This is a genomic window from Paenibacillus haidiansis, from assembly GCF_036553665.1.
GTDB classification, from domain to species: Bacteria; Bacillota; Bacilli; order Paenibacillales; family Paenibacillaceae; genus Fontibacillus; species Fontibacillus haidiansis.
This window is the reverse complement of record NZ_JAZHPZ010000020.1, coordinates 64,453-85,374: the sequence shown is the minus strand read 5'-3', so window position 1 is coordinate 85,374 and position 20,922 is coordinate 64,453. Positions and strand designations below refer to the sequence as shown.

16 protein-coding genes are annotated in these 20,922 nt (G+C 54.0%); 4 read left to right on the top strand and 12 right to left on the bottom strand.

Features of this window, described 5'->3' with window-relative positions:
- Nucleotides 1-76: 76 nt before the first annotated feature.
- The 5 genes from V3851_RS24475 to V3851_RS24455 all read right to left on the bottom strand — a co-directional run bounded on the left by V3851_RS24475 (nt 77) and on the right by V3851_RS24455 (nt 6,174).
- Nucleotides 77-997, bottom strand: a complete 921-nt coding sequence (locus V3851_RS24475; protein WP_331848502.1) for an IS3 family transposase — start codon at nt 995-997, stop codon at nt 77-79.
- An 11-nt stretch (nt 998-1,008) separates the two neighbouring features.
- Complete coding sequence (locus tag V3851_RS24470) at nt 1,009-1,326, bottom strand: transposase (protein WP_331848388.1); 318 nt, start codon at nt 1,324-1,326, stop codon at nt 1,009-1,011.
- Nucleotides 1,327-2,403: 1,077 nt separating this feature from the next.
- Entirely contained in the window at nt 2,404-3,990 is a 1,587-nt protein-coding gene (locus V3851_RS24465) for a UDP-glucose--hexose-1-phosphate uridylyltransferase (protein WP_331849062.1), read from the bottom strand.
- Between the two features lie 13 nt (nt 3,991-4,003).
- A complete protein-coding gene (galE, locus tag V3851_RS24460) occupies nt 4,004-4,993 on the bottom strand; it encodes a UDP-glucose 4-epimerase GalE (protein WP_331849061.1) in 990 nt (329 codons plus the stop codon).
- Between the two features lie 2 nt (nt 4,994-4,995).
- Nucleotides 4,996-6,174, bottom strand: coding sequence for a galactokinase (locus tag V3851_RS24455; RefSeq protein ID WP_331849060.1), 1,179 nt, complete (start codon nt 6,172-6,174; stop codon nt 4,996-4,998).
- Nucleotides 6,175-6,305: 131 nt separating this feature from the next.
- Between V3851_RS24455 and V3851_RS24450 the strand changes: the two genes are divergently transcribed.
- Nucleotides 6,306-7,208: an AraC family transcriptional regulator gene (locus V3851_RS24450; protein WP_331849059.1), complete on the top strand. Its 903-nt coding sequence runs from the start codon at nt 6,306-6,308 to the stop codon at nt 7,206-7,208.
- Nucleotides 7,209-7,234: 26 nt separating this feature from the next.
- On the opposite strand, the gene mgrA is transcribed toward V3851_RS24450, so the two are convergent.
- The 3 genes from mgrA to V3851_RS24435 form a co-directional block, all read right to left on the bottom strand.
- A complete protein-coding gene (gene mgrA, locus V3851_RS24445) occupies nt 7,235-8,239 on the bottom strand; it encodes an L-glyceraldehyde 3-phosphate reductase (RefSeq protein ID WP_331849058.1) in 1,005 nt (334 codons plus the stop codon).
- 97 nt (nt 8,240-8,336) lie between these two features.
- Nucleotides 8,337-9,125, bottom strand: a complete 789-nt coding sequence (locus V3851_RS24440; protein ID WP_331849067.1) for an NAD-dependent protein deacylase — start codon at nt 9,123-9,125, stop codon at nt 8,337-8,339.
- 37 nt (nt 9,126-9,162) lie between these two features.
- The gene (locus tag V3851_RS24435) at nt 9,163-9,933 is read right to left on the bottom strand and encodes an HAD family hydrolase (protein ID WP_331849057.1); all 771 of its coding nucleotides are present in this window, start codon (nt 9,931-9,933) and stop codon (nt 9,163-9,165) included.
- A gap of 267 nt (nt 9,934-10,200) precedes the next feature.
- Here V3851_RS24435 and V3851_RS24430 point away from each other — a divergent pair, with 267 nt between their 5' ends.
- The 3 genes from V3851_RS24430 to ilvD all read left to right on the top strand — a co-directional run bounded on the left by V3851_RS24430 (nt 10,201) and on the right by ilvD (nt 13,530).
- Nucleotides 10,201-11,262 (top strand): acyltransferase family protein, encoded by a 1,062-nt coding sequence (locus tag V3851_RS24430; RefSeq protein WP_331849056.1) that lies wholly within the window; start codon nt 10,201-10,203, stop codon nt 11,260-11,262.
- A 132-nt stretch (nt 11,263-11,394) separates the two neighbouring features.
- Nucleotides 11,395-11,655 carry a general stress protein gene (locus V3851_RS24425; RefSeq protein WP_331849055.1) on the top strand — a complete coding sequence of 87 codons (261 nt, stop codon included), beginning with the start codon at nt 11,395-11,397 and terminating at the stop codon, nt 11,653-11,655.
- A gap of 189 nt (nt 11,656-11,844) precedes the next feature.
- Nucleotides 11,845-13,530, top strand: coding sequence for a dihydroxy-acid dehydratase (ilvD, locus tag V3851_RS24420; protein ID WP_331849054.1), 1,686 nt, complete (start codon nt 11,845-11,847; stop codon nt 13,528-13,530).
- Between the two features lie 80 nt (nt 13,531-13,610).
- Here the strand turns inward: ilvD and V3851_RS24415 are convergent, their stop codons facing one another.
- The 4 genes from V3851_RS24415 to V3851_RS24400 all read right to left on the bottom strand — a co-directional run bounded on the left by V3851_RS24415 (nt 13,611) and on the right by V3851_RS24400 (nt 20,905).
- Nucleotides 13,611-15,047: a polysaccharide deacetylase family protein gene (locus V3851_RS24415; protein WP_331849053.1), complete on the bottom strand. Its 1,437-nt coding sequence runs from the start codon at nt 15,045-15,047 to the stop codon at nt 13,611-13,613.
- A gap of 136 nt (nt 15,048-15,183) precedes the next feature.
- Nucleotides 15,184-16,956: a peptidoglycan D,D-transpeptidase FtsI family protein gene (locus V3851_RS24410; protein WP_331849052.1), complete on the bottom strand. Its 1,773-nt coding sequence runs from the start codon at nt 16,954-16,956 to the stop codon at nt 15,184-15,186.
- Between the two features lie 126 nt (nt 16,957-17,082).
- Nucleotides 17,083-19,260 (bottom strand): methyl-accepting chemotaxis protein, encoded by a 2,178-nt coding sequence (locus V3851_RS24405; protein WP_414859355.1) that lies wholly within the window; start codon nt 19,258-19,260, stop codon nt 17,083-17,085.
- 310 nt (nt 19,261-19,570) lie between these two features.
- The gene (locus V3851_RS24400; protein WP_331849050.1) at nt 19,571-20,905 is read right to left on the bottom strand and encodes a peptidase U32 family protein; all 1,335 of its coding nucleotides are present in this window, start codon (nt 20,903-20,905) and stop codon (nt 19,571-19,573) included.
- Nucleotides 20,906-20,922 lie beyond the last annotated feature (17 nt).

The following is a 20,922-nucleotide window of genomic DNA, read 5'->3' as shown; positions in this document are numbered from 1 at the left end:
CGGCTGGGCCCCTTAAATCCGGAGTCCTGACCTACAAGTTTATTGTAAACGCAGTATTGCTTATTTTCTTACGTGTTTACATCGATTTATGGAACTTAGTGGTATCCTTTAGCGTCTTCACCCATGACGAAAACTTCATTGGTGCCATACGCTTCAAGCTACCATGCATTCTTCGATAATTATAAAAGTCCATATATTGATCAAGCGTTTCAAACGCCTCTTCAAACGTCATGAATTCTCGTCTACTAAACAAGTTACGTTCCAGTATGCTATGAAACGATTCGATGTAGGCATTCATATTTGGAGTCCGTGGGGGAATTCGCTCATGGGCCATCCCTAAGCTCTCACAGGTATCTCCAAACAACTTGCTTACAAATTGAGGCCCGTTGTCCGTCCGGATCACAGGTAATGTTTCACCAGGCTGAATGCGGCACTCTATGGCATATAAAAGCGTTTGAACGGCATGCTTGGCTTCGCAGGTTCGCCCGCGATATTGTCCGACTATCACGCGGTCAAATACATCGATAATGCTAAGAACAAAGAAAAATCGCTTCTGTCCTATAACGTATCCGTATTTGATGTCCATTTGCCACAACTGATTGGAACCGGTTATGAATCGGTTCTTTGGGAGAGTGCGCGGGTGCGATGGAACGTGCTTTCGAGCTTTTTGCAGAATGCCGAGTTCTTTGCAAAGGCGGTACGTTTTCTTCTTATTAATTATGACTTGGTGAACATCACGAATGCACTGGCCCAACAGTTTATAGCCGTAGACATGTTCTTCGCCTTCAAGTAGCTCAAGGAGCCACTCTTTGATCTGCTCATCGCTAATGGGGATCCCCGTTATGCTTAGAGAGTATCCAGGTGTAGGGCGCCCGCGTTTGCCTGCAGGTGACGGCTCAGCCTTTGGGGTAGAAGTCCTCTTTTTCCGATCGTAGTAGGTCGATTCGGCAATTTCCAAAATCCGCAGAACTACAGCTGTTGGTTCACCCCGCTTAATGAATGGTTCTGCTACTTCAAGTTTTTCAGATAAGCGGGGTTTTTCTTTTTTACGAGTTCCCGTAGGATCTCATTTTCGAGTTCTTTCTCGCCGAGCACTTTCATAGCTTTTTCGTATTTCTCTTCAATCTCTTGAAGTCGTTTGAGCTCTTGAAGGTGTTGGTCAGGCAGTGAAGTTTCTATATCCGTTATCTGATCTCGGTATGTTCGGATCCAGGTCCGAATGGTTTCCGGGTGCAGGTCATACGACCGGGCAAGCACCCCCACTTTAATACCAGATAAAGCTTCTCTTACTACCTTTAAACGAAATTCATCTTTGGCTTTTCCCATAACTTAATCCTCTCCCTTATTTCCATTGTAAATCCTTGTAGGGGAGGACTCCAGTTTATTTAGGGGGCCTAGAGGTAGTTGCTCATAAAGAGAAGAGATAACCCGAAATCATTGGATTTTCTCCAACTAAGCCTTCTTTTGGCACCTTAGAAGACTGATTGGATTGGAAATTATCCAATGAACGTTTGCCGGACAGACACTAGAAAGGCAAGGAGTCGCTGCAACTGGCCTTCTGCCTATGGCTCTATTGGATAATTCCAATCTAGAGCGGCTTTTTAAGCGGCTTAGAGAGGCTTAATTGGATAAATCCAATAGGAACCGGCGAAAGAGAACAATTTCGTCTGTTAATAGCCTTCTTGATTGGATATTTCCAATCAGGAGTGATGATATTAGCGGCTTGAGGCAGTTTAATTGGAAATATCCAGTATAGATCAGTCTTATTCCAGACTGCCTTCATATCGCTCATCAGGTATATCCCAAGTTACGTCAGACTAAAGCTATTTACTTTCAAGTCAATTATTAGCTCTTTAACTTGCTCTGGCCTGCTCTTAACTGCTATTACTTATCTTACCTTTATCTTCGCTTCTCCTTCGCACTCCCACCTTGCTATTACCTGCCTTTACCCTCTCCTGCTTGCTCCAACCCGCTTTAACCTTGCTATTACTGCTCCTTTCACTTCCTTGCCCCTGCTTGCTCCAACCTTGCTATTACTTATCCACCTTTCTCTTGTGTACACCAACCTTGCTATTACCTGTCTTGCCTTTCCCTTCTCTTCTCCACCTTGCTTCAACCCTGCTATTACTTATCCACCTTTCTCTTGTGTACACCAACCTTGCTATTGATTGTCTTACCTTTCTCTTCCGTTCCCCTGAGTACTCCAACCTTGCAATACTTATCCACTTTTCTCTTCCCTTCTCCTACGTGCTCCCACCTTACTATTACTTGTCTTACCTCTCCCTTCCCTTGCTCCTACCTCACACCCTCCCTGCCCCATCACTCTTCTTACTCATCTCTAGTCCAGCTACTAGCCGCCGTGTTTCTCAGCCAATCTTAAATGCAACAAAAAAGCTGTCCCCCTTAGGAGGACAGCTCTTGATAACCGGTTTTGGCGATGAAGCGGCGGAACGCTTCCCGCCCAGCGGCGTCGACCTTGAACACGCCTGCGTGTTCAAGGATTTCCGCGAATTTGCGGCCGACTTCGTCGCGCAGCAGCGCTTCGGCCCGTTCGCGGTCCAGCTTCGTGCCGTGGGCCTCTACCAGCTCTTTGATCCAGGCGGCATGGACCGCCAGGGAACTGCCTGCATCCGATACGGCCTGCGCGTACAGCTCCGCATCACCGCTCAGGATGCCCGCGATATCGGCCAGTTCCTGTTTCAGGCGGCCCGGCAGAATCGCCAGCCCCATCACTTCGATCAGGCCGATATTTTCTTTTTTGATATGATGCATTTCCCGGTGCGGATGGAAAATCCCCTCGGGATGCTGTTCATTCGTCCGGTTGTTGCGCAGCACGATATCCATTTCGTAGCTGCCGCCAGCACCCCTGCGGACGATCGGCGTAACCGTATTATGCGGTACAGACGCCCCGCCCTCTTCGCTGAAGGCGACGATATCCGCATCCGGATCGCTGTACGCCTTCCATTTCTCGTACAGATCGTTGCCCGCTTCCAGCAGTACTTCGGGATCCTGCCCGCTAAGCCGCAGCACCGACATCGGCCAATGCACCATGCTGGCGGTCACTCCGGCAAACTCCGGATGGGCGAACGACGCCTCGATCGAAGCTTTTTCCAGCGGGAATGTATGTCTTCCGCCCTGGAAATGGTCGTGCGTCAGAATCGAACCGCCGACGATCGGCAGGTCCGCATTCGATCCGATGAAGTAATGAGGAAATTGTCCGGTGAAATCCAGGAGCCGCTTCAAGGTTTGCTTCGTCAGCTTCATCGGTACATGATCGTGATGGAACACGATGCAGTGCTCGTTGTAATACACATACGGCGAATATTGTAAGAACCACGGCTCCCCGTTCAATTCCAGCGGAACGATGCGCAGGTTCTGCCGGGCCGGATGGTTCAGACGCCCCGCATAACCGACATTCTCCCGGCATAGTTGGCATTTCGGATAGACCGGCGGCGGCAGCAGCTTCGCCATCGCGATCTCCTTCGGGTTTTTCTCCGGCTTGGACAGGTTGATCGTAATCTCCATATCGCCGTAAGCCGTCGGCTGATTCCAGTAAATATTTTGCCGAACCCGGTCCATCCGGATATAATTGCTGTCAACCGACAGCTTGTAAAATTGATCCGTAGCCGCTTTAATGCCTTCGTTCTCCGCCGTCCGGCGGAACTTGGCGATCGCCTCCGAAGGCAGGGGCATCAGAAGCCCCATGATCTTGGCGTCCAGAAGGTCGCGGTAGGTATCGGTATCCTCGGGAATGAGGCCGGTCTCCACACCGTAATCGATCAGCACCTTCAACGGCTCCTGCGGTCCGCTCAATGCCTCCTCATCGAGCTTGCCCGCAAAAGGCTCGTCGAACCCGAACAGCTCCAGTAACCGGTTGCGGGAATAGTCGAGATCATACCAATCGATCAGGCCTTGTTCCAGCGCATAGTGAATCAGCCGTTCAATCGCATGCTGCGCTTCTTGTCTGTTATTGTTCTCTCCAGCTTCCACTATTCTTCACTCCTTATTTGTCGCCATAACCGTCCGGGTGATTAAGATGCCATTCCCAGGCGCTCTTGATGATATCGTCCAGCTTGTTGCGGGAAGGCTGCCAGCCGAGCACCGTTCTCGCTTTCTCCGAGGAAGCGATCAGCACGGCGGGGTCTCCGTCACGCCGCGGGCTCAGGACGACCGGGAAGTCTCGTCCGGTGACTTCCTTCACCTTGGCGATCACCTCTTTGACCGAGAAGCCTTGCCCGTTGCCGAGGTTGAATACGTTGCTGTCCCCGCCGCCAAGCAGATAATCCACCGCGCGCAGATGAGCGTCCGCCAAATCGCCGACATGGATATAGTCACGGACACAAGTCCCGTCCGGCGTGTTATAATCGTCGCCGAACACCTTGATCGAATCCCTTTGTCCCAGCGCCGCCTGCAGAATCAGTGGAATCAGATGGGTTTCCGGATCGTGATCTTCGCCGATTTTGCCGCTTTCGTGCGCCCCGGCTGCGTTGAAATAACGGAGGGCCACATATTTGATGCCGAGCACCTTGTCAAACCAGGCCATCATCCGCTCCATCGTCAGCTTCGTTTCCCCGTATACATTCGTAGGATCGGTCGGGTCGGTTTCTTCGATCGGTACTTTTTTCGGCTCGCCATAGGTTGCCGCCGTCGAAGAGAAGACGATTCTCCGCACATTCGCCTTGTCCATCGCTTCCAGCAGGCAAAGTGTACCGTAAACGTTATTGTCGTAGTATTTGACAGGGTCCTTCATGCTCTCCCCCACCAGGGAGTTGGCGGCAAAATGGATCACCGCCTCGATCTCGTTCTCGGCGAACAGCTTCGCAAGCAGTTTCTTGTCCCTTAAGTCGCCTTCGTACAGTTTGCCTCCGAGCAGCGCGTCTCTGTGCCCGGTTTGAAGATTGTCGATGACCACGACTTCCTTGCCTTTATCCAATAGCTCGGCTACAGTATGGGAACCGATATACCCGGCCCCGCCGGTTACCAAAATCGCCATGCTCAGTTCTCCCCCTTCACTTCATGAACACCGTTGCCTACGCCGCACACATAGAAATCGGCCTCGAGTCCGGTGCGTTCTTGATAAGCCGCTCCCACTTCGCGTACGAACCGTTCGACCGAGTCTTCATGAACAAGCGATATCGTGCAGCCGCCGAAGCCGGCTCCGGTCATCCGTGCGCCGAGCGTGCCTTCGATCTTGCGCGCTTCTTCCACCATCACGTCCAGCTCCAGGCAGCTTACCTCATAGAGATCGCGCAGGGAATCGTGGGAGGCGTTCATCAGTTGACCGAAAGCGGCCAGATCGCCCGCGCTCAGCGCATCGACAGATTTCAGGACACGGTCGTTCTCCTCGACCACATGGGTCGCGCGATTCAACAGAATTTCATCGGTGAATTTCCCTTTGACCGCTGCGAAACGTTCCGGCGTCAAATGCGCCAGATATTGAACTTCCGGCGCCTCTTCCTGCACGATGCGGAGCGCCGCGTCGCATTGCTCGCGCCGTTCGTTGTATTTGGAATCGACCAGGCCTCTGCGCTTGTTCGTGTTGCCGATCACCAGCTTATACGCGCCGGTCTTGAACGGTACCAGCTTATACTCCAAAGTGTCGCACATGAGCAGGATCGCATGATCTTGCGCCCCGTTCGAGACGGCAAACTGGTCCATAATGCCGCTGTTTACGCCCACATAGAGATTTTCTGCCTTTTGGGACAGAACCGCGATCTCGACCTTGTCGGTCGGCTGCCCTTCCATCGACAGCAGGGCGAAGGCCGTCACCACTTCAATGGAGGCGGAGGAGGATAAGCCCGCCCCGTTCGGGATTTCCCCGTGGAAGAACAGGTCGTACCCGCTCGTCAGGTTCACGCCTTTTTTCGCCAGCTCAACGATAACGCCCACCGGATAATCCACCCATTCCCCGGTTTTGGATTTACCGAGTTCACCCAGCGCAATCTCGGCGGTATAGGGCAGATTCGTTGATGCAAATGTTACTTTCCCGTCGTTCCGCTTCCGCACGGCGAGCGTGGTGCCGAACTCCAGTGCGGCAGGCAGCACGTATCCGCCGTTATAGTCGATATGTTCTCCGATCAGATTGACCCGGCCGGGCGCATTGAAGATCTTAACGGCCTCGCCGCTTTCCCCGCATCGTGATATAAACAATTGTTCCATTTCCTGTTTTTTCATTCGCGTACACCCCATCTTCATGGAATCTTTACTTCTTGTACTTAGTTTAAGAAAAATCGTTGTTTTTGATAATGCATCTATGCGAGAATAATATGGATAAATGTGACCTCAATCGAAAGGAGTTCTTAGCCATGGCTCAGGAAACCTATAGTGCGGCGGCCAATCCGGAAATCGGCGAAGTCAGCGATCTTTACGTCCTGATCGCCGGGGAAAGCCAGACCAAGGCCGAGCATAAGCTGGGGCCGAAAATTTACGATTACTTTCTCCTGCATTTCGTCGAACAGGGAAAAGGTAGCTTCCAAACCGAGTTCGCCCATTATGATCTGAGCCAAGGAGACTGCTTTCTGATCCAGCCCGACCAGCTCGTCAGCTACGCCTCCGACGCCCGGGATCCGTGGCGCTACCGGTGGATCGCCTTCGCCGGGGAGAAGGCGCACGGCCTGATCTCGCGGGCCGGCTTTACGCCGCAGCTCCCGGTGTTCCGCCCCGGCGGGTACAGCCGGATTCCGGAGCTGCTCGAAGCGGTGCTGCAAGCCTTCCGCAGCAAGAAACCGAGCTCACATCTGGCCTCGCTCGGCTGGCTGCACCTCGTCATGGCCGAGGCCGAGGAAACGCTCGTCCGCGAATCCGCGCTTCCGGCCGGAGAATCCGGAGTGCAGCGTATCGTTAAACAAATGATCCACTATATGGCCAGCCAATATGCGCATCCCATGTCGATTGAGCAAATGTGCGCGAGCTTGGGCTACAACCGGGCCTATTTGTCGCGCATTTTCAAAAAAGAAACGGGCCTCACTCCCGTCACCTACCTGCTTAAGCTGCGAATCGACAAATCGCGCCAGCTGCTGCGCGAGCGCCCCGAGCTGTCGATTGAACAGATCGCCGCCTCGGTCGGGCTCGCGGATGCGCTGTACTTCTCCCGCCAATTCCGCCGCTTTCACGGTCAATCCCCGAGCGAATACCGGCGGAACGCCGCCGGACGCCCGGACGGCGAAAAAACCCCTAATCATGCCGAACCGGAAAGAACGGATGATTAGGGGCGGTAAATCCAAACCGGAATGATTTAATGATCGCCGTTCGTATTAAGGATCGTTTCGATGCGGGACAGCTCTTCCTCCGTAAAATCCAACTGGTTAAGCGCCTGCACATTTTCCTCAATCTGACCGACCCGGCTCGCGCCGATCAGCGCGCTGGTGACCCGGCCGCCGCGCAGCACCCAGGCGAGCGCGAATTGGGCCAGACTTTGCCCGCGGGCCGCCGCCATCTGGTTCAGCGCGCGTACCTTGCGCAGCGTCTCCGGCGTGATCTGGTCTTCCTTTAGGAAGCCCGTCGCGCTTTTGGCCCGGGAATCGTCGGGAATGCCGTTCAAATATTTATTCGTCAGCAAGCCCTGGGCAAGCGGGCAAAAGGCGATGGTGCCGGCGCCGTTCTCCTCAAGGACGTCCTGCAGTCCGTTCTCGATCCAGCGCTCCAGCATGGAATAGCTCGGCTGATGGATGAGCAGCGGTGTGCCGAGCTGCTTCAAAATCGCGCAAGCCTCCGCCGTCTGCTCCGCCGAATAGCTGGAGATGCCGACATAGAGCGCTTTGCCGGAGCGTACGATGTGATCCAGCGCCATCATCGTTTCCTCCAGCGGCGTCTCTGGATCGGGGCGGTGGGAATAGAAAATGTCGACATAATCGAGCCCCATCCGCTTCAAGCTTTGATCGAGGCTGGAGATCATATATTTGCGGGAACCCCATTCCCCGTAAGGGCCGGGCCACATATAATAGCCGGCTTTCGTGGAAATGACCAGCTCGTCCCGGTACGGAGCGAAGTCCTTCTTCAACACTTGACCGAACATTTCTTCCGCCGAGCCCGCAGGCGGGCCGTAGTTGTTGGCCAGGTCAAAATGGGTAATCCCGAGATCGAACGCGCGCCGCAGCATCTCGCGACCGTTTTCGAATTTGTCAACGCCGCCGAAATTGTGCCACAGACCGAGCGAAATAGCCGGGAGCTTGAGGCCCGAACGGCCCACACGGTTATATTTCATCGTCTCATAACGATCATCGCTGGCGATATATACCATAGTATATTATTCCCATCCTTTCTTCGCGGTAAAAATATCCTTGCCCCTCATCATAGCCTGTTCAAAAATGTTTGGCAAGAAACCGTTTACTTCGCCGTCATTCCGCGGAGTATTCCCCTGCGCCTCCGCCGAGCAGGCTGCGCACCTCCGCCATCACGGACCCGATGGGCTCCGTGATGATCAGATCCGCCCGATGGTCGTAGGCGGTGGCGGACGCGTTGAGCAGCACCGTATGCTTGTCGCGGAAATACGTAATCAGGGACGCCGCGGGCTGTACGGTCAAGGAAGTTCCGCCGATCAACAGCAAATCCGCCTCCGCGATCGCCCGGACGGATTCGCCGAGGACCCGGCTGTCCAAATTCTCCCCATACAGCACGACATCGGGCTTGATTACCCCGCCGCAGGTTTGGCATCGCGGCACGATGTCCGGGCTGGCCATCACTTCGTCCAGCGTATGGAAACGGCGGCAATCCATGCAGGAATTGCGGTGGATCGAGCCGTGCAGCTCGAGCACGTTCCGGCTGCCGGCCGTCTGGTGCAAGCCGTCGATGTTTTGCGTGACGACGCCTTTGAGCCGGCCCTCCCGCTCCAGCTCGGCCAGCAGGATATGAGCCGCATTCGGACGGGCCTCCGGATGGATCATTTTCGATTTGTAGAAATCGAAGAACACCTCCGGATGACGGTCAAAAAACGGCCGGCTTAATATCTCCTCCGGCGGATAAGGCGATTCCTTCTCCGCCTGGTACAGCCCCGCCGCGGAGCGAAAGTCGGGAATCCCGCTCTCCGTGGAAATGCCGGCTCCTCCGAAAAACACGAGATTCGAAGATGCCGCGATCCATTCCGCCAGCATCTCTTTTTTATTTTCCTGTCCGCCGCTAGGTCCCATAAGCAAGCTTAATCTCCCTTCCAAATTTGTTATACGGTTACTCCCGTGTAGCAATCATGCCGATGTATCCCGGCACGATAAGGTCGGCGTCGAGCAAATAGCCGTCCCCGCTGCCGTCCGGGGCGATGCCGATCTTCAGGATGGCACCGGCCTGCTTGCCCATCACCATATCGGCGTTGCTGTCGCCGATCACGACGCATTCCTCCGGGGCGATGCCCAGCTCGCGCATCGCCAGCCGCGCCATTTCGGGATCCGGTTTGCCCTTGACGACCCGGTCCCGGCCGACCACGCTGCCGAAAGCCCCGGAGATCCCGAGCCATTCCAGGTGCTTCAGCGCCTCCGAAGTCGTGTCCGAAGTCACGACGCCGAGCTTGATTCCGGCATCCTGGCAGGAGGCCAGAAACTCCGGCAAGCCCGGGATCGGCTGGGCGCTGCGCCGCTTCTCGACTTCCAGCATGGCCGATGCGCTGAACTGGCGAACCTGAATCACCGCTTCATTCCACGGCACCCCCGCAACGTACAGCTGCCAGGCGAGCAAAGCGGTGACTTCCTCCTCGGTTCCCATCGCCAGCGGGCCGGTTTTGTCATACCCGGAAGCGGCTCCGTTCTCTTCATAATTAAGTCCGATCAGCCGCGATTTGGGCCCCGTCAAGCCGGCGCCCATCACCGCAAGCTGGCTCTCCAGCAGCTCGGTCAGCGTTCTCGCCCAATCTCCCCACAATTGCATGAAATCGAGCAGGGTACCGTCCTTATCGAACAGGATTCCCCGGCAGTGATAAGGCCGGCTTCCGATATGTATCGCAGGCATTTTTCGCACCTCCGGCGTTGTTATTGGGCATAATGCCGCTTGTAAACCTATTGTACTCCGAGACTTATGAAGAGACAAAACCCGAAGCTATGCAGTGTCATAACTTGGTCACAACTAAACGGTCTGACAGCGTTTTCTATTGTGATAAAAATCACAAGATCACTCGACATAATGGAGTATTTTTAAACAGGAGCAAGATGTTTTAAATTTTAATGTTTTGCCGTTCCCGCCGGAAGGGCAAATGCTGTCAGGAAAGGGGCTAACGTCATGTCGGCAAATTCGTTGGAGCATCGAGGGGAGACGTTTTTTCTCAACCTGCGCTTTCTGCTCATTCTCTGCGTTTTTATTGGCAACGCCATCGAACCGCTCATTACCCGAATGCAAGGTATGCATTCGCTCTATATGTGGATATTCACTTTTCATATGCCGCTGTTCGTGTTTGTCACCGGTTATTTCGCCAAATCCGGACTGACCGGAGAAGCCGGCCGGAAAACGATAGCGCAGATTGGGATACAATATGTTATTTTTCAAACCGTTTATTCGACGCTGGATATGACCGTATTCCGGGTGAACGGCATCCATCACTCTTTCTTCGCGCCTTATCTTCTGCTATGGTTTCTGGCCAGCCACCTGTGCTGGCGTCTGGCTCTGCTTCTGTTGCGCAAATGCAAATGCTCGCCGCTGCAGCAGCTGGCTATTTCGCTCGCGTTCGGCGTGCTGGTCGGTTATTTGCGGCTGGACGGCACTTGGCTGAGCATTTCCCGGACCTTTGTGTTTCTGCCGTTTTTCATCGCGGGGTATCATTTCTCCTTCACCGCCTTGGACAACATACTTACCCGGAGAATCAGAGCCGCCGGTGCGGTCGTTTCGATCGGGTTGTTCCTTATCATTGCCCTTGGCGGAGCCGGCCTTGCTCCCGGTTGGTTATACGGCAATATGACCTATATGCAGCTTGGCCATCTTGAATGGTATGCCGGTTTGTACCGCCTGTCTCTCTATGGGCTGCAAATGCTGGCGGGGGCATGCTTCCTTGCCTTCGTACCGAAGGCGGCAAGCCTGCTGACCGAATGCGGCCGCAGAACACTATATGTTTTCCTGTTGCATGGTTTGGTTATCCGTTTCATGGCGGTTTCGCCGCTCTATGATTACATTGATACGGCCGCTGCCGGGCTAGCGTTAATCGCCGCTGCCGTCATCATGACTCTGGTGCTGAGCCACCCGCTCGTCCGCAAATGGACCTCCCCGGTGATCGAGCCGAAGGTACAATGGGTGCTGAATCTGGAACGCAGAGCCCTGGGCGGTTCGACCGCCGTCGGCAAGCATCAGTAACGCCATCCATGAGAGAGCCTCGAAGGGCTCTTTTTTTGGCTCCCGAAAAATAACTCCGGTAGGTTTCAAAGCTATTAACCGTGGTATATAAGATATACGCTAGGCAAAACAATGACCTAAGGAGTGATTGGAATGGCGCGGAACAAAGGCAAAATGAGCCGGGAAGAAGCGGGCCGGTTGGGAGGACAAGCCACCTCCAGAAACCACGGCAAGGAATTCTATCAGGAGATAGGCCAAAAAGGAGGAGAAGCCACTTCGCGCAACCACGACCGGGAATTCTATCAGGAAATCGGTCAAAAGGGCGGAGAAGCTACTTCCGAGAAGCATGACAAGAAGTTTTACCGCGAAATCGGCCGCAAAGGCGGAGCGGCTCGCAGCGGCAATAATAAATAACGGAATTGGGCGGTTATCCTCCGCCTCTTTTTTTTGAGATGAAGCCCCGGAAAATGTCATCCGACACCGGGGTTTCTTTTTTTTAGTCGGTAGAAAAAGCGGAATACATATGATAGACTTTAAAGAAAACCTTTAGCGGTGTAAAGTTCCAAAATCATAATATTTCTTAACATGGGGGGATTCATCATCATGGCAGCCAAGAAAATGCGTTCAGACATGATCAAAAAAGGCTTCGACCGCGCACCGCACCGCAGTTTGCTGCGTGCCGCAGGCGTGAAGGAAGAAGACTTCGGCAAACCGTTTATCGCGGTCTGCAACTCGTATATCGACATTGTGCCGGGGCACGTTCATTTGCAGGAATTCGGGAAGATCGTTAAAGACGCAATCCGCGAAGCGGGCGGCGTACCGTTTGAATTCAACACGATCGGGGTCGACGACGGGATCGCCATGGGCCATATCGGAATGCGCTATTCCTTGCCCAGCCGGGAAATCATCGCCGACTCACTGGAAACGGTCGTGTCCGCGCACTGGTTCGACGGCATGGTCTGCATTCCGAACTGCGACAAGATCACGCCCGGGATGCTGATGGGCGCTCTGCGCGTCAATATTCCGACCGTATTCGTCAGCGGCGGGCCGATGAAAGCCGGCGTGGACAGCAAGGGACGCAAGCTGTCGCTCACCTCGGTATTTGAAGGCGTCGGCGCCCACCAGGCCGGACAGATCAGCGATGATGAACTTATGGAGCTGGAACAATACGGCTGTCCGACCTGCGGTTCCTGTTCCGGGATGTTCACGGCCAACTCCATGAACTGTCTCGCCGAAGCGCTCGGGCTCGCGATGCCGGGCAACGGCACGATTCTCGCCGTAGCCAAAGAACGCCGCGATTTCGTAAGAGAATCCGCCCTGCAGCTGATGGAGCTGATCAAGCTCGACCTTAAGCCACGGGATATCGTTACCAAGGAATCGATCGATAACGCTTTTGCACTCGATATGGCGATGGGCGGCTCCACCAATACCGTGCTTCACACGCTGGCTCTGGCTCAAGAAGCGGGAATCGATTATCCATTGGAACGGATCAACGAAGTGGCCAACCGCGTGCCGCATATCGCTAAGCTGGCTCCGGCTTCCGATATATTCATCGAAGACGTTCATCGCGCCGGCGGCGTAAGTGCCGTGCTGCATGAGCTGCTCAAGAAACCGGGCGCCATCTACGGCGACCAAATGACGGTGACGGGCAAAACGATCGCCGAAAACGTGGAAGGCTGCGAAATTCTCGACCACAGCGTCATCCATCCGATCGATAAGCCTTATTCGGAAAAAGGCGGCCTCGCTATCCTGTACGGCAACCTTGCGCCGGAAGGCTCCGTCATCAAGGTCGGCGCGGTCGATCCGTCCGTCGGCGGATATCATAAAGGCCCGGCGATCTGCTTCGACTCCCAGGAGGAGGCCCTGGAAGGCATCGCAAACGGTAAAGTCAAGGAAGGCTGCGTCGTCGTCATCCGTTATGAAGGACCGAAAGGCGGTCCGGGAATGCCGGAAATGCTTGCGCCTACATCGCAAATCGTCGGTATGGGCCTCGGCGCCAAAGTCGGCTTGATCACCGACGGCCGCTTCTCCGGCGCTTCCCGCGGCATCAGCATCGGGCATATTTCTCCGGAGGCCGCCGAAGGCGGACCGATCGCCTTTGTCGAAGACGGCGATATCATCGAGCTCGACCTTAACAACCGCAAGATCGAATTGCTGGTCGACGATGAAGAGATGGCCCGCCGCCGCGCGAACTGGAAGGGCTTCGAGCCGAAGGTCAAAACCGGGTATTTGGCCCGTTATTCCAAACTCGTAACCAACGCCAGCTCCGGCGGGGTTATGAAAATCTAATCACCAAAGACAAAAGCGCGAACGTAAGGTTGCAAACCTTTCGCTCGCGCTTTTTTTAAATACAAGCAATTTATGAGTCATTAATGGCTAGGGATCGTTGCGCTTAGCACGGCTTCCTCTTCACTGTCCGCAACTTCCTGCTTGGCGGAAATTCTGCGGTGGGAGCCGTCTTGCAAAAAATTAGCCACAAGATCCTCTATCGGCATCAGGATCAATTTGGGAACAAGCTGCTCGGCCGACTGTTTCAGTCTCGAACCTCCGTCCGGATGAATGACCCGCAGCAGAAATTTCAGGTACATCTGAGTCGATGTGGCGAACCAGCCTTTGGGCAGATCCGCGACCGTAAAGCCGAACTGTTCCGGTCCGCGATTGATCATACTCACGCCGTACAGCGCCTTGACATCGTGCAAATCCGGATGATCCATCACATATTGGGCGAGCTTCGGCATTTCCTTTTCCGTACCGCGCACCATCTTGATCGCAAGCTGTACTGGTGACTTGGAGCGCATGCCTAGCTCGAACAACTTCTTGTTATCGAAATGAAGCTCCATGATTTTGTCCCCGCCGCTCAGCTTGACTCCCCCGCTCATTTCGACGGTTTCGCCGTGATAAGGCCGAATCCGGAAATGCATCATCGGATCTTCCTTATTGGCCGTTTCCAGACGGAACATCCAGTGAAACACCTTTTCCCACAGCAGCCAGAGAGATACCAATACCCGTTTGGACCAGGATAATGATTTCGCGCCGGCAGCCGCCCTCGGGGAAGAAGCCTTGGGATCTATATGCGCGTTGGCCTCTTTAGCGGCTTTAGCCGTTTCGGTCGTGTCAATCAGTTCATCGATACGTACGCTTGTCAGCCCTTTACGTTTTGCCACATCAAGCACCCTTTCCAAAGCGATGAGCATTTCCCGCGGCGCCTCGCTGTTCGCCCCCGCTGTTGTGCCGCAATCATGGAGCAAAAAGACTTCGCCTCCGCGGAGTTTCTTCAGCATTCGTTCGGTAAGCCGCTCTGCGCCGGTCCGTTCGCGCCAATCGTTAAATATTCCGGACCACAGTACGATTTGCGTATCGTCACGCTTGGCGAAATCGAACAGATTCACGATTCCCCAAGGCGGGCGGTAGAAATGAGGTTTGGCCCCGGTAACCTCCTGGATAATGGCGCTGGTCTTTTGAATCTGCTTCTTCACCGCGCCGGGGCCCATCAACCAGTTTGTTTTATGGACGTAATTGTGGCTGCCGATCAAATGGCCTTCATCATGCATCCGTTTAATCAGCTCGGGATGCTTCTCGGCATGGGAGCCGACGACGAAAAAGGTGGCCTTGACTCGGTACCGCTTCAATAGGTCCAGCAATTGCGGCGTATATTCGGGATCGGGACCGTCGTCAAAGGTAAGTGCAAATGTATGATCGCTTATTCCGCGCCTGAACACCCGGAACCCGAACAGGCGTGTTACCAGCCCGGGCAGGAACGCGTAAAGCGAATAAATATAAAATAACCACAGCAGCAAAGTCTCCATGTCGCTTTCCCCACTTTTCTCTGATTCAATGACTTTGTCATGCCCTAAAGCATAGCATCCCCACTATTTTATCATACGTTCGGGGGAATGAGGGTCATTTTTTTGGAAAAGCGACGGAAGTCATTGCGCGGTTCCGTTATGATTTTGCTTCCTGCCCCGCCAGCATATCCATCGTTTTACGAAACAAGGCAATTGCCTGATGCTCGGACCCGGCCGGGCGGTTCTGGACAAGTACGGCAACGGCATACTTCGGACTGCCCAATGGACCGTACCCGATGAACCATTGGTTGTTCCGTTCTCTACCGTTTACCAGCGTCTGGGCCGTCCCGGACTTCCCGGCAAGCGGCCAGGCCGCGGCCGTCAGCGACCGCCCTGTTCCGCGCGTGACGACCTCTCTCATCCAGCCGAGCAGCAGTCTGGCGGTTCTCGCGGAAATGCGGCCTTCCGGCGCATGAATCGTATGCGCGGGAAATACGGCCATTTCCGAACCGTCTTTAAAGCGGATAGAACTCGCAAGCCGCGGCGAAGCCACCTGTCCGTCATGCAGCAGGGTCACGATCAGATTGGCCGCCTGGAGCGGCGTGATAAGCACATCCCGCTGCCCCAGCGCCGTTTGCGCCAGCACGCCGCCGTCGATCGCCGTCTTAGGGCCGAATACGCCCCCTTTCTCCTCCTGATCGATTTGGGCCAGGTCTTCTCCGCCCATGAATGCGGATTCGCTCCAGCCGATCTTCCGGTTCAGACCGAGCTTGGCGGCCGTTCTGGCGATGCTTTCCGGGGACAAACGTTCGCCGAGGGTGGCGAATACGACATTGCAGGACTTCGCAAACCCCTCCTCCAGTGTGATGTCGCCATGCCCCGCCTTGTTCCAGCAGGCTAAGCCGTATTTGCCGTAATGGCCGGAGCAATGAAATACCTCTCCGGGGCGGGTCACCTTTTCTTCAAGCGCCGCGGCGGCGATCACGATTTTAAAGATGGAGCCCGGAACGGCGGCCTTCGCCGCCCGGTTGCTCCAGTTCCCGCTGTCCAAATCGATCCGCGAAGGATCGTAAAAAGGCCGGGAGACCATCGCGATCACGTCGCCCTGCCGCGCATCCAGCACCACAACCGATCCTTCTTTGATCTGCATGCGGTCTACAAGCCGCTCCAGTTTCTGCTGGATGCCGTTATCGACCGTTGTTACGACCTGGACGGGATAATAGGGGTTAGCCGGTCCCTGCACCCTTGTCCCGATTTCCGTCAGGGGACGTTTTTTTCCGTCAACCGTATAATACACCCGGGTTCCACCCGTTCCCCTCAGGAAACGGTCCAGCGTTTTCTCCAATCCGGACGCGCCTATCTGCAGGCTAAGCGGCAAGGGGTACGGAGTCCCCCCGGCTTTGAGCTTCCTCACCACATCCGGGCGCTGGGCGACGTAACCGAGCCATTGGTTCCCGCGCATCCCGCCGGGATACCGCTTCATCACCGGCAGCATTTCGAATCCGTCGACCTTCGGCCAAGCTCCCTGTTTTAGTAACGCGGCCCCGGCCCCGTTAGTCCACACGTAGGGCTGCTTTAAGCCGCTCCAAGTGGAACTCAGCTTCCCTGTGCTTGTACCAAGCAATTCGGCCATTTTCTTCAAATGAGCCTGATCGGGCAGCTTCGACACCGGAAACAGCGTCGGCTCCCAGCGGGTAAATCCGGTAAGTGCCTCTCCGTTCCGGTCCGTGAATCCGCCCCGCCCGGAGTCGAGTTCAATGCCTTCTTCCCGCTGCCTGACGGCCATTTCATTCATCGTTTTTCTCGCCGCGGTCACGGGCAGCCAGGCGGAGGACCATTGAATCCAGGAGAGCCGTAAGGCAAAACCGCCAAGGACGATCGAAAAGGCCAACAAGATGATAAATATGCGCTTCTTGTTCAATAATGACATAACGCACCGCCCCGTTTCCATCTCCCTCCAGTATTTCCCCGGAACGGTTAGTTCACACTTTAAACGCAAAAAACCGCCGGGGGCGGTTCGCCCCGGCGGTTATGCACATCAGATTATTCTGCTCTTTTAAACCGTAAATTTGGACAACGATTCCTTGAGCCCGCTCGATACATTCTCAAGTTTGTTCGACAATTGAACGAGCTGCTCCCCGACATTTTGCTGTTCGCTGCTGAGGGAAGCAACCTCTTCCGACGTAGCCGAAGACTCTTCCGCAACGGCGCTGACATTGCCCATCGCCTCGGAGAGAACGTTTTGCGAATTGTTCAATTCATCGATCGATGCGGTAACGGTATCCAGATGGCGGATAAAGCCGGCCATCTGCTCTTGCACGGAAACGAAGATTTGACTGGTTTCCTTGACGGAGCTGATTTGCTCCTGGAACAGCGGGCTTGCTTCCGACAGGGCTTGTACTGTTTCGTTCATTTCGCGCTGAATGTTGTCCGTAATTTCGCCGACCATCGTAATGGATTGGCGCGATTGGTCCGCGAGCTGGCGGATTTCGTCGGCGACGACCATGAACCCGCGTCCGGCCGCACCCGCCCGGGCCGCTTCAATCGTGGCGTTCAAGGACAGGATATTCGTTTGCTGCGTAATATTTTGCATCACATCAAGCACTTTCAGCACGGAAGACGTACTTGCCTTCAACGAATCCACTTTCTCGGTCAAAGCATTGATCATTTCCACCGTCGTATTCGTCTTGCTTAGCAGGCCGTTCAAGTATTCCGTACCCAATTGGCTCGATTTCTCGACCTGGTGGGCGGATTCCTCCATCTCTTTGTTGACAAGGACAACCTGCTCCATCTGCCGGGAAATATTCTCGGTCAACGAATTGCCGCGCTCGGCCTCATTGGCAAGACTTGTAGCCCCGTTCGCGATTTCTTCCGTGGCGATGGCGATTTCTCTCGCTGAAATCGCGGTCTTGTTGGAGGCCTCCGTCAGCTCGGAAGCCGTGTCGAGCACGTCTTTCGCCGAATGATTCGTTTGCTTCACAAGCTCCGTAATATGTTCCATCATCAGGTTAAAGCTGCCGGTCAATTGTCCGATCTCATCCTTGGCCTTCGAGTGCATCCGGACATTGAGATTCCCCTTCGCGCCTTCTTCCATCAGATTTCTCAATTTCCCCAGCGGATAAGCGATCATTCTGACCATCCATACCGCCAGAAGGACCGTAATGATAGCAACCACAATAGCAGAAACGTATGTAGTAATCAAAATTCCGTTTGCGTCCTTGGACAATTCCGCTGTCGCAACGGTTCCGACCATCTTCCAGCCCGTCGTATCCTGAGTATTATACACGGCCAGTACGTCATCGCCGTCTACATTTTCGGTAATAAAGCTGTCGGTTCTCTCATCCCCCGCTTTGGCAAGGTCGATGCCTGTCGGCTGTCCCTCCAATCCATCGACCGAAGAAGTGACGATGATATTGTCCGGAGTCAGCATTTGAATTTCCGATTTCGCGCCGAGATTAAGCTCTTTCAAGTACTCGGTCAGCACATCCAGTTTGATGTCCGCAACCAAAATGAACCGCTTCATGCTGGTAACGCTTTGGACGGATCTGGCAAGCCGGAAAATCCCCGTACCGGATTCCTTTTCCGGGACATTCATCCACATCGTTTTCGTGCTTTCGGCCATCTCGCTAAACCATGGCTGTTCTCTGGCCGATTCCATAAACGCCGTATTGGCGCTGCCCGTACTCAAATCGTTTACGAGATTGTCCGCGGAGAACATATATACCGCTACGATTCCGTTGGTCGAAAACGTCAATGAGTTCAAGCGGTCCGTCATTTTTTTCGTCACGGTAAACCGTTCGTAATCCGTAATGGTTGACAGCGAAGCGTCCGCGATCGAACTTTGCATCTCATCGTCCAAAAATGTTTGCTGAAGATTGTCTTCATATTTCTCCAGGACGATATCCAACTTTTGAGAAGTTTGAATAATCGTTTGCAGGTTAGCGCTTTCAGCGTTTTTCTCAATCGTCCCTTTGGCCATTTGATAGGACAGGATCCCGATCGTCAGCACGAAGAACATAATGGCGATGAAAAAAATCAGAAACAGCCTTACGCCTACCGATTTGCTGGGATTCATCTGGCTGGGGAGAACTTTGGCGACAGAAGAGATTGCTTTATTCTTCCATCCGGCTTCCAAGGTTTTCCTCAAACCTTCATTGACTGCTTTCGCCCCCCCTATGCCTTTTTTCTTAGATTCCTTGTTGTTTGCATCTTGGCTCTCCTTCTTCGGAACCATACCCATGTCAATCACCCACCGCTCAGAATTGTCGAAGCATCCTCAAACCGGTTTTAAGGTCATGCTTCAAAGTACCTTACTAACATTGTGTGTCAATTACATTATTCGACAGTAAATACCTGCTTCCTTTTTAATATCGGTAAATCATAGGCATGAATTTAAAGTTTTAAGTTAAAAAAAGCAGCTAAATGCAAAAAGGGGTCTTTTGTCCTATAAACAATCAGTTGAACTGACAAAAACCGCCAAAAAAAAAGCCTCCGCAGGCGACCTACCCGCGAAGGCTTCCGATAAAAATATATTGTTATCAAAGTTATTTCTTTTTCCGCATCATATCGAAATAAGATACCGGCCGATCCACTTTGATTTTGACCCTTTGCAGCGGGTGACGGGCCGCATCGAGCTCATTGCCCTCTTCATCCCAGATCGCCTCGATCGTCTGCTTGAAGAACGTCCCGCCCGGACCGAAAAATTCCACTTCCTGCCCCGGCTTGAAATGGTTGCGCTGCTGAATGACCGCCATGCCGGAAACCTCGTCGTATTCCATCACCAGACCGGCAAAATCGTACGGCGCCGCCTTTTCCTCGGGCTCATAAATATGATCCTCGTGATCCGGCGTATCATAGAAGAATCCGGTGTTCAGCGGACGGTTCGCCGCCTTGTTGATCTCCTCGATCCATTCCGGCTTCAGCACGTAATTGTCGGGATCGGCCATATAGGAGTCGATGGCCTGGCGGTACACATTGACGACCGTCGCGACATAATGTATCGATTTCATCCGGCCTTCAATTTTGAAGCTGTCAACGCCGGAATCGATCAGATCGGGAATATGTCCAATCATGCACAAGTCTTTCGAGCCCATGGTAAAGGCGTTGTCCTGTTCCTCGAACAGCGGTAGCTGGGTCACGCCGAGCCGGAACTGCCGCAGCGCCGGATCCTCCATGGCTTCTTCTTCGGAAATCCAAGCCGTTTCGGGCCGGGCATCCTCGAAGAGATCGTATTTCCAGCGGCAGGACTGGCAGCAGCCCCCGCGGTTGGAATCGCGGTCGGTAAAATGGTTCGATAATACGCAGCGCCCGGAATACGAGGAACACATCGCTCCGTGAATGAAGGTCTCGAGCTCGATATCTACATGCTTCTTGATTTCCTCTATTTCTTCCAGGCTCGTCTCGCGGCCGAGCACGACTCGGGGAAGACCTTCGTCTTTCCAGAACTTTACGGCTTGCCAGTTTACCGTGGATTGCTGGGTGCTGAGATGCACCTCCAGTTCCGGCACCGCCCGGCGTGCCGTATCGACGATGATCGGATCGGCCACGATGACCGCCGAGATTCCCGCCTCGTACAGGTTCCGTAAATATTCTTCGATCCCTTCCAGGTCCTCGTTATGGGCGTAGATATTTGTCGCGACAAACACCTTGGCGCCGTACTTTTTGGCAAATTCAACCCCTTCGCGCATTTCCTCAAAGCTGAAGTTGTCCGCATTGGAACGAAGGCCGTATTTCTGCCCACCGATATACACGGCGTCCGCCCCGTAATGGATCGCGAATTTCAGTTTCTCGAGGTTCCCTGCCGGAGCGAGCAGCTCGGGCTTATCCAGCCGGTACCGCTTGCCGCTGTATTTCGGAATATGTCTCTCCGCTGTATGCATCTTCGTTCACCTCTTTT